The following is a 13,811-nucleotide window of genomic DNA, read 5'->3' on the forward strand; positions in this document are numbered from 1 at the left end:
CGCCGGCCCCTTTCACCGGCCCTTTCACCGGCCCCGCCGATACGCCAGCCTCACACCCGCCTCCCCGCCGAGGCAAGGTCACCGGCCGGAGTCCAGGGTGTCGATGAAGGCGCACAGGGCCTGCCACTGCTCGGCCAGCCCGTGCGGGACGTCACCCAAGGGGTCCTTGAAGAAGAAGGCCAGCTCGGGCAGCGCGCCCGTCCGCCCGCTCCGGTGGGCGGCGGCGGTGAGCCGGGTCAGGTCGAGGATGAGCGGCGCGGCGAGCGCGGAGTCGCAGCCGTGCCAGGTGAACTCCATCCGCATGGCGGTCCCGAGGAAGCCCTCGAACGTGACGAGGTCCCAGGCGGTCTTGAAGTCGCCCAGGTCCTCCAGGTAGTCGATGCGGGTCTCACCCTGGGGCGCGTACCCGAGGGTCTCGGCGAGGACGCGCTGCTTGCTCGCGGCCTTCGCGGCGTTGGCGCCGGGGCGGGCGAGGTTGGCCCCGTCGCCGCCGCCCAGCAGGTTGACGCCGGACCAGGTGCGCACCTTCAGGTTGCGCTGGGCGAACATGGGCGCCAGCACGGACTTGACGAGCGTCTCCCCCGTCTTGCCGTCGTGCCCGCCGTACGGCAGGCCGCGCTCGCGGGCGAGGGCGTCGAGCGCGGGCAGGCGGGCCCCGGTGGACGGGGTGAAGTCGACGTACGGGCAGCCGGCGTGGAAGGCGGCGTAGGCGGCCAGCGCGCTGGGCGGCAGGACGGCGCCGGGCTGTCCGAGCGCGGCGCGCAGCTCCGGCAGGCCGGCGTGCGCGGGATGCGGCGGCGGGGCGGGCTCGGTGGTGGAGACGTTGACGACGACGACCCGGTCGAGGTCGTGGCGGCGGCGGAAGCGGTCGAGGTCGGCGCCGATGGCGGCGGCGGTATCGGCCTGGGTGGCGGCCGAGGGCAGCGGCCGTACCTGCTGCTCGACGACCGACAGCTCCTCCTGCACGGCCGTGACGAGCGCCGCGGGCACCACGCCCGCGGCGGCCAGCTCGGCGGCCTTCTTGTCGAGCGGCACCGAGGTGATGTCGTGCCCGCCGAACACCAGGTCGCCGATCCCCGGGCGGATGCGGTCGCGCAGCGCGGGCGATTCGAGGACGCATCCGGTGGGCCCGGTCAGGCCCGCCCTGACGGCCAGGGCGCCGATCATGCTGGTGACGGCGACCGAGCCACGTGCTCCGATCAGCCATGCTCCCGTTCTCATGCGCTCTCCTTCGGCGTGGCATCGGTTCGCGTGGGGATGATCGGGCTCCCGTGATGAGAATGCGCCGTAATGCGCCGCCGATCAAGCAGAAACCGAAGCTTGTTCAGTTTTCCTGCGGTTATCCCCATATGGCAACGCGCACTATCAGGTGAGGCCTCGGCTAAAGTGCTCATCGCACGATGACGCGAGGGGGAGCGAGGGGGAAGCATGGCGCGACGTCCCGACCTGGTCGGCCTGACCGTGCTGGCCATGCTCTCGCTGCGCCCCGCCCACCCCTACGAGCTGCACCGCTTCATCGTCGACACGCACAAGGACTACGTGACGGGCCTGCCGAGGAGCCTCTACCACGCGGTCGAGAAGCTGGCCGGCCAGGAGCTGATCGTCCCCGTCGAGACCAGCAGGCAGGGCCGCCGCCCCGAGCGCACCGTCTACGAGATCACCGGCGAGGGCCGCCGCGAGCTGGCCACCCGGCTGCGTGCCCTGCTGGAGAGCCCGGGCGCCGAACGCCGCACCTTCACCGCGGCGGTCTCCCTCATGGGCGTGCTGCCGGTGCCCGACGCGCTGCAGTCCCTGCGGACGCGAGCGGCGTCCCTGGAGGGCGCGCTGGCCGGGCTCAACGCCCACCTCGACGCGCTGCGCACCTCCGGCCTGCCCGAGGTCCTCACGGTCGAGCTCGACTACGAGCGCACGCTCGGCGAGGCCGAGCTGGCCTGGGTCAGGCGGCTGGTCGCCCGGCTGGACTCGGGCGAGCTGACCTGGTCGGCCACCCTCAACGAGGGCCTGCTCGCCGACGTGCTCGACGAGCCGGGCGGCGCGGCCTGAGGCCGGGCGGCGGGGTCAGCGGGTCCGAGCCACCAGCAGGGCGATGTCGTCCTCGGCCGGGGTGCCGCCGAGCATCGAGGAGATCACCGACGCGCACAGCCGCTCCAGCGGCGGCGGCGCGGCGGCCAGCGCGACGCCGAGCCGGTGCATGCCCGCCTCCAGGTCGTCCTCGCGCGTCTCGATGAGGCCGTCGGTGTAGAGGGCGAGCACGGTGCCCGGCTCCAGCTCCAGCTCCAGCGACTCGAAGGAGCCGAGCCCGACGCCGATCGGGGTGCCGCCGGGAATGTCGGGAAAGGTCACCTCGCCCGACGGGAGCAGCAGCGCGGGCGGCGGATGCCCGGCCCGGGAGATGAGGCAGCGGCGGGTGGCCGGGTCGTACAGGGCGTACAGGCAGGTGGCGACCGTGGGGTCGGTGGGGCTGTCGTCCTCCTCGGCCAGCCGGACGATGAGCTGGTCGAGGTGCGTGAGCACCTCGTGCGGGCGCAGCCCCATGTACGCCAGCGTGCGCACGGCCGTCCGCATGCGGCCCATGGTGGCGGCGGCGTTGATGCCGTGCCCGGTCACGTCGCCGACGACCAGCGCGACGCCGCCGTCCGGCAACCGGATGACGTCGAACCAGTCGCCGCCGACGCCCTCGTGCACGTCGGACGGCAGGTAGCGGGAGGCCACCTCCAGCGCGTCGCCGCCGCTCAGCACGCGCGGCAGCAGGTCGCGCTGCAACGCGAGCGCGGTGTTGCGCTCGCGGGTGTACCGGCGGGCGTTGTCCAGGCTGAGCGCCGCCCTGGCGGCCAGCTCCTCGGCGAGCATCAGGTCGTCCCTGGTGAACGGCTCCTTGTTGTCGGTGCGGGCGAACACGGTGACGCCCAGCACGTCGCCGCGCGCCTTGAGCGGCATGATGAGCAGCGTGTGCATGCCCGTCGCCCGCATGAGCCCGGCCCGCTCGGGGTCGTGGTCGAGCCAGGAGCCGGGCGAGAAGTCGATGACGGGCTCGTAATGCGTCCGGCCCGTGGCCACGACGTGCGAGAACGGCGACGCCTGCCGGATGAAGACCGCGTCGTTCAGGTGCCAGCGCGCCTCGGGGACGCCTTCGTGCACGGAGGCGAGGCCGGCCCGGCGGAAGGCGGGGATCCGCACCGGCTCCGGCTCGGTGGCCAGCCGCTGCAGCGGCGTGGTGTCGGGCAGCACCGACTCGCCGAGGTCCACGCAGACGAAGTCGGCCAGCGCGGGCACGGCCAGCTCGGCCAGCTCCTGCGCGGTCCTGCGCACGTCGAGCGTGGTGCCGACTCTGATGCTCGCCTCGCGCAGCAGGTGCAGGCGGTCGCGGGCGCGGCTGTCGGTGATGTCGAGCACCAGCGTGCACACGCCGAGCGGCCGGCCGTCGACGCCGTCGAGGCGGGAGATGGACGACGACAGCATGCGTTCCTCGTTCTGGTCGGCCGAGGTCCACCGGGACTCGCGATCGATGATGGGCACGCCGTCCTTGAGCACCCTGCGCATGACCTCCAGGAGGTTGCTGGAGTCCGTCCCCGGGATCTGGTCGGCCATCGACTGGCCGATGCGGTAGTAGGGGAAGCCCTCGGTGAGCCGCTCCGCCTCGGCGTTGCGCCAGACGCAGCGCAGGTCGCGGTCCCAGATGGCCATCGCGACGGGGAAGCTGTTGATCAGCGACTCCAGCAGCGAACCCGTCTTGCCCGACAGGTCCTCGTCGGCCGGCACCGCCGACAGCAGCCACGCCTGCCCGGCCAGCCTGGTCGCCAGCCGCGCCCCCTCGACCCTGACGAGCAGCCGGTCGCCGTCGCGGTGGCGCAGCTCCGCCAGGCCGTGCCAGCGCTCCTGGTCGTGGAGCCGGCCGCTCCACAGGTTGGTCCTGCCGGGCATGAGCAGCAGGCGTCCCGACCGGCCCACGATCTCCTCCGACCGGTAGCCGGTGAGCTCCTCGGCGGGCGCCGTCCATCCGATCACGGTGCCCATGACGTCGACCACGAACAGGGCCGGCGACTTCTTCGCGCCCGCTCCCAGCATGGTGTCCGATGCCGCCATGTCCCTCCCCGTCCGGCTTGCCGTGAACCGCCCCAGACGCTCCAGCATAGCCACGCTGACCTGGGATGACGTGTTCATGGCCAACGCTTTGCGCCCCGCTGGTCAGCCGAGCGCGTGGTCGAGGTTGAAGGCCGCGCTGATGAGCGCGAGATGGGTGATGGCCTGCGGGAAGTTGCCGAGCTGCTCGCCGTTGTGGCCGATCTCCTCGGCGTACAGGCCGAGGTGGTTGGCGTAGGTGAGCATCTTCTCGAACGCCAGCCTGGCCTCGTCGAGACGACCAGCGCGGGCCAGCGCCTCGACGTACCAGAACGAGCAGATCGAGAACGTGCCCTCAGGCCCTTCCAGGCCGTCGGGGCTCGTCTCGGGGTCGTAGCGGTAGACCAGCGAGTCGGAGACCAGCCCCTGGCCGAGCGCGTCGAGTGTGGACAGCCACTTGGGGTCGGTCGGCGAGACGAACTTGGCCAGCGGCATCATCAGGATTGAGGCGTCCAGCACGTCCTCGTCGAAGTGCTGCACGAAGGCGCCCAGGTCGGGCCGCCAGCCGTGCCGCATGATGTCGCGGTAGATGGTGTCGCGGGTGCGCCGCCAGCGCGGCGTGTCGGCGGGCAGGCCGCGCTGGGCCGCCATGCGCATCGCGCGCTCGATCGCCACCCAGCACATGAGCCGCGAGTAGACGAAGTTCTTGCGACCGCCGCGCGTCTCCCAGATGCCCTCGTCCGGCTGGTCCCAGTTGTCGCACACCCAGTCGACCAGCCTGCACACGTCCTCCCAGCGGTCACTGGAGATCGGGTCGCCCCACTTGTTGTAGAGGTAGATGGAGTCGATGAGGGCGCCGTAGATGTCGAGCTGGAGCTGCTCGGCGGCGGCGTTGCCGATGCGCACGGGCGCCGAGCCGCGGTGGCCCTCCAGGTGGTGCAGCTCCTGCTCGGGCAGGTCGGCGCGGCCGTCGATGCCGTACATGATCTGCAAGGGACCCGCGCGGCGGTCGCGGGTCACCTTGATGTGCTCGGACAGGAAGCTCATGAACGCCTCCGCCTCCTCGGTGAAACCGAGCCTGAGCAGGGCGTAGACGCAGAACGCGGCGTCGCGGATCCACACGTAGCGGTAGTCCCAGTTGCGCCCGCCGCCGATGCGCTCCGGCAGGCTCGTCGTGGCGGCGGCGACGATGCCGCCGGTCGGCGCGTACGTGAGGAGCTTGAGCGTCAGCGCCGAGCGGTGCACCACCTCGCGCCAGCGGCCACGGTAGCGCGAGGCCGACAGCCAGCGGCGCCAGAACCGCACGGTCGCGGTGAACTCCGCCTCGGCCTCACTGAGCGGGCAGGCGCGCGGCGCGACCCCCGGCGCCATGTTGTCGAGGGCGAAGACGGCGTGCTCGCCCTCGCTCAGCTCGAAGGCCGTCCAGGCGTCGCGCTCGTCGGTCTCGAGCGGCACGCTGGAGGTCAGCGAGAGCGTCAGCGACGGCGAGGCGAACGTGACGATGCCCGCCTCACGGGTGACGACGTGGGGCTGCCTGGCGTAGTCGAAGCGGGGCGACACGCGGGCGCGGAACGGGATGCGGCCGCGTACGCAGGAGACCCGGCGGATCAGCCGGTGCCGGTCGGCCTCGCCCGAGTCGTCGGCCACGGGCATGAAGTCCTGGATCTCCCCCACGCCGTCGTCGGCGAAGAACCGGGTGATCAGCACGTTGGTGTCGGGGAAGTAGAACTGCTTGGTCGTGGCCGGCACGTCGGCGCACAGGTCGAAGGAGCCGCCCCGGTCGGCGTCGAGGATCGAGGCGAAGACGCTGGGGGCGTCGAAGCTGGGGCAGCAGTACCAGTCGATCGTGCCGTCGGTGCCCACGAGCGCGACCGTCCGCAGGTCGCCGATCAGCCCGTGCTCACCGATCGGCAGGTATCGGGCGTCGCCGCCGGGTGCCTGCATGCCACCAACGTACGCCGCCGCCCTTCAGAGGCGGCTCTGCCGCAGGTAGGGGCACGTCAAAAGCCCTCAGACCTTCCTCATGGTTTGGCGATCTCCTCCCGGGTAAGGAGCCACGTCGCCCGCGGAACCTCCCGGCCCTCGGCGGGCAGGATGACATGCCTCTGGAGTTCGAACTGCGGTGCCCGATCTCGGCCGACCTCGGCCTGATCAGGGACATGGTGCGCCTGCACGGTCAGTACTGCGGGCTGCCCGAGCGACGCCTCGAAGACCTCGTGCTGGCCACCAACGAGGCCGTCACGAACGTGCTCGACCACGGCGGCAAGGCCGGCGTGCTGACCGCCCGCGGCCTGCCCGACGGGGTGATGGTGCAGGTGCTCGACGTGGCGGGACTGCTCACCCGCACCCATCTCGCCGAGGCGAGCCTCGACCAGACCGCCTCGCACGGCTACGGCCTGTGGGTGATCCAGTATCTGTGCGACGCCGTGACGGTGGAGCGGACCGACGAGGGCTCGCTGCTCACCCTGTACGTCCGCCACGACCCGCGCCCGCCGGCCCGCAGCGGCGCCCGGCCGCAGCGCGTAGGGGGCTGATCTTCGTCGTACCCCCGGGTTAGGTTCTGACCATGCGCGAATCTGGCACGGGCCCCGGCCCCATCACCCCCGACGGATCCCCTGTCGACTTCTACACCCTGCTGAGCGCCGGCGCCGAGCCCGGCCTCATCGCCGGGGTGACGCCGCCCGGCGGCTCGATCCTCGAGCTGGGCTGCGGCGTCGGACGCGTGACGCACCCGCTGGTCGAGCGCGGTTTCACGGTGGTCGCCGTGGACGAGTCGCCCGACATGCTGGCCCACGTGCGCGGCGCGCGGACCGTCCTGTGCCGCGTCGAGGACCTTCGGCTCGGCGAGCGCTTCGACACGGTCGTGCTGGCCTCGCAGCTCGTCAACACCGTGGACGACGCCGCGCGGCGCGCCATGATCGCTGCCTGCGCCCGGCAGGTGAAGCCCGGCGGCGCGGTGGTCCTCCAGTGGATGCCCGCCGAGGCGCAGGACCGCTGGAAGGCCGGCACGATCCGCACGGAGGGCGACGTCACGATCATGATGTCGGCGCACGAGGTGGTCAGGCCGGGCGTCTCGGCCGCGACCATGGAGTACACCCACGTCAAGGACGGCGCCAGGACGGTCTGGACGCAGTCGTTCGAGTCGCTGCGGCTGACGGAGGACGACCTGGCCGCGGAGCTGGCGGCGGAGGGGCTGCGCCTCGACCGGTTCCTCACCGAGGACCGCACCTGGGCGGTCGCCTTTACAGCGTAGATCACGCCAAAGCGTCGATCTTCCAGATTTACTGGAAAATGCTGGGACTGTTGGTAAAGTCGCGCCATGAGTGACCGGCTGGACGATCTCGAACGGCGGATCGACGAGCTGCGGGCGGGCGTGCGCAAGGCGATGCGCGCCAGGGACGGCGCCGCCGCGCGGGTGCTGCGGGCCGAGCTGCGCAGCGCAGAGCGCGCCTGGGACGCCATGGTGTGCGGCGGCCCTCCTGCCGAGGAGTCCGCCGAGGGGGCCGCCAAGGAGGAGCCGCCGCGCCTGGTCACCGTGCGCGAGCAGGTGCACCAGGGGCTGCGGCTGCTCGGTGCCGCCGCCCAGCCGCGGCTCATCGTGGCCGTCAGCGAGGCGTTCTTCGGCGGCACCATCCGCAGCGGCCAGCTCACCAGCCTGCGCAGGGACGAGGAGCGCTCGTTCCGCGCCACGCCGTTCGGGCGGCCGTACTATCTGTGCGCCGCGCTCACCGACCGCCTCTCCCCCGCCCGCGGGCTGCTCACGCTGAGCACCTGGCCGCTGGAGCGGCGCGTGGTCGGCCCGCTCAGCCCCCGCGTCGACTTCCTCGCCTGCGCCGTCGCGGTGGCCCGCGAGCAGGCGAGCAAGGAGCGAGAGCAGGGCGCCGAGAGGGGCAGCCGCTTATTGCTGCGCATGGCGCGCAACATCCCCGGCGCCACGGACGGCACGCTGGGCCCGCCCGACCCCGAGCGGGTGGCCCGCGCGGCCCAGGCCGAGCTGCGCGTCCACGTCGATCGCGACACGCGGGACCGCGCTGAGCTGGCAGAACGCGCCGCCGCGCAGCTCGGTGACGCCGCCAGGCTGTTCGGCGCCGCTACGCTGAGCACGATCAAGAAGGAGAACGCCAAGTGAGCGGCTTGAAGCGCGAGGGCGACCACGTGCACCGCCTGGAGGCGCTGCGGGGCACCACACCGCAGCAGCCGCACGACGCCCGCGCCATCGCGGCCCTGGCCGCCAACCCCGGCTGCGCCCGCCGGGCCCTGATGGACGGCGCCGGCATCGACAAGGACGCCGCCGCCCGCCACCTGGGCTTCCCCGCGCCGTTCGGGCAGTCGCCGTTCGCGATCACGCGCGGCAACATGTTCGAGGCGCAGGTGAAGGCCGACGGGTGCGCGGAGCTGCTGCGCATGCTGCGCGAGCTGCTCGGCCTGCCCGTCGCCGAGGTCGCCTACCACGACGTGGAGAACGTCGGCGCCCACCTGCGCCACGCCCACACCAGGACGCTGATCGACCGGGCCGCCCGCGACGAGCACGACGCCGGCACCCTCTACGACCATCCGCTGCTCACCCTCGACATCGCCGGCCACACCGCCTACCTGGAGCCCGACGTGGTGGCCTTCCAGCTCGGCGGGCGCTTCCACATCGTGGAGATCAAGTCGTTCGCGGTGATCGACGGGCAGGCCGACCCGGCGGCGGTCGCGGCGGCGGCCCGGCAGGCGGCGGTCTACGTGCTGGCGCTGCGCACGCTGCTGGAGGAGCTGGGCCACGACCCGCTCAAGGTCTCGCACGACGTGGTGCTGGTCTGCCCGGAGAACTTCGCCAACCGGCCGGTCGCCTCGCTGGTCGACGTGCGCAGGCAGCTCGCCGTGCTGCGCCGCCAGCTCACCCGGATGACCACCCTCGACCGGCTGCTCGCCGACCTGCCCGACGACCTCAGCTTCGACCTGCTGCCCGGCGAGGACGGCCGGCCCACCAGGCCGGTGGCCGAGCTGGCCGACGCGCTGCACAGGACCACCGCCCGCTACGCGCCCGACTGCCTGTCCACCTGTGACCTGTGCTTCTTCTGCCGCGACGAGGCCCGCCAGGAGGGCGCGTCCGACCTGCTCGGCCGGCAGGTGCGCGACGAGCTGGGCGGGGTGGCCTCGGTCACCGAGGTGCTCGGCCTCGCCGACGGCTCGCTCGACCCCGCCGAGGGGCAGGAGGAGATCGCCCGCCTGCTCCGCAACGCCGAACGCCTGCGCAGAGAGTGCCTGACGTGAACCCGATCCCGCCGCCCGGCCAGGCTCCCCCGCGGGAGAGCCCGGCATGAGCCTGCTGACCTCGCTCGCCCGGCTGCGGGCCCTCCACGAGGGCATCGCGCAGCCCGTCGCGACCGTCAGGCACTGCCACCTGTCCGAGCGGCCCATGGTGTTCATCCCGCTGAAGCTGTCGGGCGAGGCCGCCGCGCCGCTGGCCGCCATGCTCGGCACCGAGCGTGACCGGCCGCGGCTGCTCGTGGTGACCCAGCCGCGCAACCGCGACCTGCGCTTCGCGTGGGCGGCCGAGGTGGCGGGGGTGCTGCTGCCGTACATCGAGGGGTTCCTGCACGACACCGAGACGGTCGAGCGCAGGAACGCCGACCCCTACGAGCGGGCGCTGGACGCGCCGCAGGTGATCGTGCCCAACCCGGCCGGCGTGGCGTTCACCCGGCTGCTCGGCCGCTCGACCCGGTTCCGCCGCGCCGACGGGCCCTACCCGGTGCCGGAGTCGGTGCCGCAGCTCGGGCGGTGGCTGACGTATCTCGGGGAGCGGGCCGCGTACCCCGGCTCTTCGCTGATGCTGGCCGCGACGGAGGAGCTGGGCCGCCACTGGGCCAGCGGGCAGAGCTCCCTGGAGGACGCCAACCTGGCCGCGCTGCTCGGCTGGATCACCACCGGGCCGAGCGACGACGCCGAGGACCCGCTGATCTGGCCGCCCGCCGGGCCCGCCACCGATCCCGGGTTCGACGCCGAGGTGCTCGCGCCGGCGATCGAGAGCGAGTCGCCCGAGCGCATCACCGAGGCGCTGCGCACCCAGCTGGAGCCCACCTGGCGGCTGATGTGGCAGGCGATCGACCTGCTCGCCGCGCTGCCGGCGGGCGCGAGCGTGGCGCAGCGGTGGGAGCAGGACCGCGGCTCGTTCAGCGGAATGGCCGTGCACATCGCCGAGGGCGCGCCGCCGCAGGCCAGGCGGGACGGCGCGGTGGCCGCCGCGGCCAAGCTGGCCCGCATGGAGCGCGCGCAGGCCGCGTACGACGTGCAGCGCGCCTACGACGACCCCCTCGTCATGGCCGAATACCGGCTGACCGGCGAGGCGTTCGCCGGCGAGGTGGTCGAGACGGTGCCCGACAACACCGAGGGCGAGGGCCGCTCGCGCAAGCTCCGCCCGCTGGTGGTGATCAAGACCGACGATCCCGTACGCCTGCCGCCCGGCACCTCGCTCGGCACCCCGCAGCGCCGCGGCCAGGGCGCCGCGCTGGTGGAGGCCGCCCAGGGCCTGGTCACCCTGAAGATCACCAAGGGCATGGGCAGGGGCAGGACGCCCGCGCCCGGGGCGGTGCCCGAGCTGGGCGAGCGGGTCTGCTACACCTCGCTCACCGACGACTTCCAGGGCTCCGCCGCCCTTCCGGAGGCCGAGGCCACGCCGTGGACGCACGGCGGCCCGCCGCAGGAGTACGTGCCCGACGACGAGGACGCCCAGGAGGACTGGTCGTGACCGACAGCCCCGAGCAGGTCATCAGGAACGTCCTGGCCGACCTGCCCAGGCACCGCGGCGTGGTGGTCGACTCGCCGCCCGGCGCGGGCAAGTCCACCCTCGTCGTACGCGCCGCCGCCCACATCGCCGCCACCGGCGAGCCGCTGATGATCGTCGCCCAGACCAACGAGCAGGTCGACGACCTGGTGGCGCGGATCTCCGACAAGCACCCCCACCTGACCGTGGGCCGGCTGTCGGCGAGCGGGTACGTGCCGCCGCTGCGCATGCTGGAGCTGCCCGGCGTCCGCGTCGGCACCCGCATCCAGGACCTCGGCGACCCCGACATCGTCATCGCCACCGCCGACAAGTGGGCGTGGATCGGCGACCGGGTGTGGCCGTGGGCGATCGTGGACGAGGCGTACCAGATGCGCTCGGACAAGCTGCTGCGCATCGCGGGGCTGTTCGAGCGGGCGTTGTTCGTGGGCGATCCGGGGCAGCTCGACCCGTTCTCGATCGTGGACGGCGACCGCTGGTCCGGCCTGTCGTGGGACCCGCTGCAGAGCGCGGTCGCGGTGCTGCTGCGGCACAACCCCGACCTGCCCGTGCACCGGCTGCCGGTGTCGTGGCGGCTGCCCGCCTCCGCCGCGCCGGTGGTGTCGCGGGCGTTCTACCCGTTCACCGGGTTCCGCTCCGGCACCGGCGAGGGCGACCGGCGGCTGGAGCTGTCCACCGGCGGCATGGGCACCGTGCACGACCGGGCGCTTGAGGAGGCGGCGCGGTCGGGGTGGGCGCTGCTGGAGCTGCCGAACCGGCACACCGTGCGCACTGACGGCGAGGCCGTGCAGGCGGTGGCGATGCTGGCCGAGCGGCTGCTGCAGCGCGGCGCGGTGGCCGGCTCCGAGCAGGGCGAGCGGCCCGTCACGGCCGACAGGATCGCGGTCGGCGCGGCGCACCGCGACCAGGTGGCCGCCATCCGCGCCGCCGGGCTGCCGCCCGAGATCACCGTGGACACCGCGAACCGGCTGCAGGGCCGCGAGTACGACGTCACCATCGTGCTGCACCCGCTGTCGGGCCGCCGCGACGCCACGGCCTTCCACCTGGAGTCGGGCCGGCTGTGCGTGCTGGCGTCCCGGCACCGGCACGCCTGTGTGGTGGTGGCCAGGGCGGGCATCGCCGAGCTGCTGGACGCCCATCCGTCGGCCGAGCCGGTGCAGCTCGGGGTGCCGGTGAAGTTCCCCGACGGCTGGGAGGCCAACCAGTCGGTGCTGGACCACCTGGCTCGGCACCGCGTCTGAACGTGGGGGCGGAGCCGGCTGAGCGCGGCCTCCTACGGTTGCTCCTGCGGCTGAGGTGGCGTTATGCGGCTGGTTTCGTGGCCAGGGTGCGGCGCCAGACGTCCATGATGAGGACCGGGCGCATGCCGGCCGACTCGTACAGGCCGAGTGCCGGGGTGGTGTTGTTGGAGTCGACGTGCAGGAGCGTGCCCCTGCGGCCGCGGGCGGCGTCGGCGGCGAACGCGTGCCGCAGCAGGAACCTGCCGAGCCCTCTGCCGCGGAAGGCGGGCAGCACGGCGAGCGTGGCGATGTAGCCGCAGTCCTCGTCGGCCACGAACTGGTCGTTGCCGATGACCGCCGCGGCCGGGACGCCGTCCACGCGGGCCAGCGTGAGCTGTGACCAGTCGTTGACGGACATGGCCTGGCGGCGCTCGTACCACTGCTCGTAGCCGATCCGGACGAAGCCGAAGTGCTGCGCGAACCCCTCCTGGTGCACCGCGCGCGCCGCGCGCCGCACCTCCTCGCTCTCCCCCGTCTGCAGGGTGACGCCCTCGGGCACGTCGGGCGCCTTGACCGGCCCGTCGTGGTCGATGCGCATGCGGTGGTAGCAGGTGCCCGGCTCGAAGCCCAGCTCGCGGACCTCGGCCTGCTTGCGGAGGTCGTCGCGGTAGACGCCGATGTGCAGCGTGACGCTGTCGTGGCCGAGCTCGGCCCCCAGCTCGGCGGCGCGGCGCAGCACCAGGGGCCACAGCTCGTCCGCCAGGCCCGGCACGCCGGGACGCACGATCACCTCGACGTCCACCAGGTCGCCGTCACCCACGCGGCAGACCCAGGCGTACCCGTCGGGCCGCCCGTCCCGCGTGAGCGCGAGCCAGCCGTCCTCGTCGCGGTCGAAGCCGGGCTCGACCAGCTCGTCCTCGATGTCGGCGAGCGTGGTGTCTGGCTCGCCGATGACCTCCGTGTTGTACGCGCCGACGAGCTCGAAGATGCCGGCGGCGTCGTCCAGCCGGGGCCGCCTGATGGTGTGCATGATGCCGATTGTCCCGAACCCGATCCCGAACCGCTCCTCCTTTTCCGCGCGGCGGCCGGAGGCGGACCGGGGCCGCCCGTAGAATGAGGCCGACTTACCGGCCGTCAAGTCGAAAAGGTGCAGAGGTGCGCGAAGACACCCGATCCCGGATCCAGGAGATCGCCCTGCGGCGCTTCACGGAGCAAGGGTACGAAGCGACCTCGCTGCGCGAGATCGCCGAGGAGCTCGGGGTGACGAAGGCCGCACTCTACTACCACTTCAAGACCAAGGACGACATCGTCGCCAGCCTGGTCGAGCAGCGGCTGAGCGAGCTGGAGGAGCTGCTCGCCTGGGTGCGGAGCCGGCCGAAGACGGCGCGGACGCGCCGCGAGTTCGTCGAGCGGTACGCCGCCGGCGTGCGCGCCACCCGCCACCACGGCATCGCCCACTTCCTGGAGCGCAACCAGACGGCGCTGCGCGACCACCCGACCCTGATCGAGATCCGCGAGCGGCTGATGGAGCTGGCGTCGGAGTTCACTGAGCCCGGCGCGAGCGCCACCCAGCGTGTCAGTCACTCGCTGGCGCTGTTCGCGCTGCACTCCGGCAAGTGGCTGATGAACGAGGACGAGCTGTCGGAGGAGGAGATCCACCAGGCGACCGTCGAGGTGGCGCTCCGGCTGCTGGAGACCTGAGCGGTTTCGGCCTTACGCCGCCTATACGGACGATTGGGGCGGGATTTCCGGGGCAGTGGCTCGTCACG

The 13,811-nt window shown here is 72.9% G+C and carries 12 protein-coding genes; 8 read left to right on the forward strand and 4 right to left on the reverse strand.

Translation table 11 applies throughout. The annotated features are described in order from the left end of the window. Positions 1-78 precede the first annotated feature (78 nt). On the reverse strand, positions 79-1,221 hold the full coding sequence (locus ACFFR3_RS10990; RefSeq protein ID WP_345403446.1) for an inositol-3-phosphate synthase: 1,143 nt from the start codon (positions 1,219-1,221) through the stop codon (positions 79-81). Between the two features lie 207 nt (positions 1,222-1,428). Here ACFFR3_RS10990 and ACFFR3_RS10995 point away from each other — a divergent pair, with 207 nt between their 5' ends. Further along, positions 1,429-2,043 (forward strand): PadR family transcriptional regulator, encoded by a 615-nt coding sequence (locus ACFFR3_RS10995; RefSeq protein ID WP_345403443.1) that lies wholly within the window; start codon positions 1,429-1,431, stop codon positions 2,041-2,043. A 15-nt stretch (positions 2,044-2,058) separates the two neighbouring features. On the opposite strand, the gene ACFFR3_RS11000 is transcribed toward ACFFR3_RS10995, so the two are convergent. Then, positions 2,059-4,083 (reverse strand): SpoIIE family protein phosphatase, encoded by a 2,025-nt coding sequence (locus tag ACFFR3_RS11000; RefSeq protein ID WP_379483043.1) that lies wholly within the window; start codon positions 4,081-4,083, stop codon positions 2,059-2,061. 102 nt (positions 4,084-4,185) lie between these two features. Next, a complete protein-coding gene (locus tag ACFFR3_RS11005) occupies positions 4,186-6,003 on the reverse strand; it encodes a glycoside hydrolase family 15 protein (RefSeq protein WP_379483044.1) in 1,818 nt (605 codons plus the stop codon). Positions 6,004-6,158: 155 nt separating this feature from the next. On the opposite strand from ACFFR3_RS11005, the gene ACFFR3_RS11010 reads away from it, so the two are divergent. The 6 genes from ACFFR3_RS11010 (at position 6,159) to ACFFR3_RS11035 (ending at position 12,063) form a co-directional block, all read left to right on the forward strand. Further along, the gene (locus tag ACFFR3_RS11010) at positions 6,159-6,593 is read left to right on the forward strand and encodes an ATP-binding protein (RefSeq protein WP_345403431.1); all 435 of its coding nucleotides are present in this window, start codon (positions 6,159-6,161) and stop codon (positions 6,591-6,593) included. A gap of 32 nt (positions 6,594-6,625) precedes the next feature. Next, positions 6,626-7,312, forward strand: coding sequence for a class I SAM-dependent methyltransferase (locus tag ACFFR3_RS11015; protein ID WP_345403428.1), 687 nt, complete (start codon positions 6,626-6,628; stop codon positions 7,310-7,312). A gap of 66 nt (positions 7,313-7,378) precedes the next feature. Continuing rightward, positions 7,379-8,188, forward strand: coding sequence for a hypothetical protein (locus ACFFR3_RS11020; RefSeq protein ID WP_379483045.1), 810 nt, complete (start codon positions 7,379-7,381; stop codon positions 8,186-8,188). Beyond that, positions 8,185-9,315 (forward strand): hypothetical protein, encoded by a 1,131-nt coding sequence (locus ACFFR3_RS11025; protein ID WP_345403422.1) that lies wholly within the window; start codon positions 8,185-8,187, stop codon positions 9,313-9,315. The genes ACFFR3_RS11020 and ACFFR3_RS11025 overlap by 4 nt, the downstream gene beginning before the upstream one ends. Positions 9,316-9,361: 46 nt before the next feature. Next, positions 9,362-10,789, forward strand: coding sequence for a hypothetical protein (locus ACFFR3_RS11030; RefSeq protein ID WP_345403419.1), 1,428 nt, complete (start codon positions 9,362-9,364; stop codon positions 10,787-10,789). Beyond that, positions 10,786-12,063: an AAA family ATPase gene (locus ACFFR3_RS11035; protein ID WP_345403416.1), complete on the forward strand. Its 1,278-nt coding sequence runs from the start codon at positions 10,786-10,788 to the stop codon at positions 12,061-12,063. Before ACFFR3_RS11030 ends, ACFFR3_RS11035 begins: the two co-directional genes overlap by 4 nt. A 61-nt stretch (positions 12,064-12,124) precedes the next feature. Here ACFFR3_RS11035 and ACFFR3_RS11040 read toward each other — a convergent pair whose 3' ends face one another. Then, the gene (locus ACFFR3_RS11040) at positions 12,125-13,072 is read right to left on the reverse strand and encodes a GNAT family N-acetyltransferase (RefSeq protein WP_379483046.1); all 948 of its coding nucleotides are present in this window, start codon (positions 13,070-13,072) and stop codon (positions 12,125-12,127) included. A 125-nt stretch (positions 13,073-13,197) separates the two neighbouring features. Here ACFFR3_RS11040 and ACFFR3_RS11045 point away from each other — a divergent pair, with 125 nt between their 5' ends. Next, positions 13,198-13,743: a TetR/AcrR family transcriptional regulator gene (locus tag ACFFR3_RS11045; RefSeq protein ID WP_345403410.1), complete on the forward strand. Its 546-nt coding sequence runs from the start codon at positions 13,198-13,200 to the stop codon at positions 13,741-13,743. Positions 13,744-13,811: the final 68 nt, after the last annotated feature.

The sequence above is a fragment of the Nonomuraea salmonea genome (assembly GCF_042428605.1).
Classification (GTDB): domain Bacteria; phylum Actinomycetota; class Actinomycetes; order Streptosporangiales; family Streptosporangiaceae; genus Nonomuraea; species Nonomuraea salmonea.

Excerpts from the sequence above, each read along its gene's own strand:
- ACFFR3_RS11005 (WP_379483044.1), bottom strand. The coding sequence starts at position 6,003 with ATGCAGGCACCCGGCGGCGACGCCCGATACCTGCCGATCGGTGAGCAC.
- ACFFR3_RS11040 (WP_379483046.1), bottom strand. The coding sequence starts at position 13,072 with ATGCACACCATCAGGCGGCCCCGGCTGGACGACGCCGCCGGCATCTTC.
- ACFFR3_RS11030 (WP_345403419.1), top strand. The coding sequence starts at position 9,362 with ATGAGCCTGCTGACCTCGCTCGCCCGGCTGCGGGCCCTCCACGAGGGC.
- ACFFR3_RS11000 (WP_379483043.1), bottom strand. The coding sequence starts at position 4,083 with ATGGCGGCATCGGACACCATGCTGGGAGCGGGCGCGAAGAAGTCGCCG.
- ACFFR3_RS11010 (WP_345403431.1), top strand. The coding sequence starts at position 6,159 with ATGCCTCTGGAGTTCGAACTGCGGTGCCCGATCTCGGCCGACCTCGGC.
- ACFFR3_RS11015 (WP_345403428.1), top strand. The coding sequence starts at position 6,626 with ATGCGCGAATCTGGCACGGGCCCCGGCCCCATCACCCCCGACGGATCC.
- ACFFR3_RS11020 (WP_379483045.1), top strand. The coding sequence starts at position 7,379 with ATGAGTGACCGGCTGGACGATCTCGAACGGCGGATCGACGAGCTGCGG.
- ACFFR3_RS10990 (WP_345403446.1), bottom strand. The coding sequence starts at position 1,221 with ATGAGAACGGGAGCATGGCTGATCGGAGCACGTGGCTCGGTCGCCGTC.
- ACFFR3_RS10995 (WP_345403443.1), top strand. The coding sequence starts at position 1,429 with ATGGCGCGACGTCCCGACCTGGTCGGCCTGACCGTGCTGGCCATGCTC.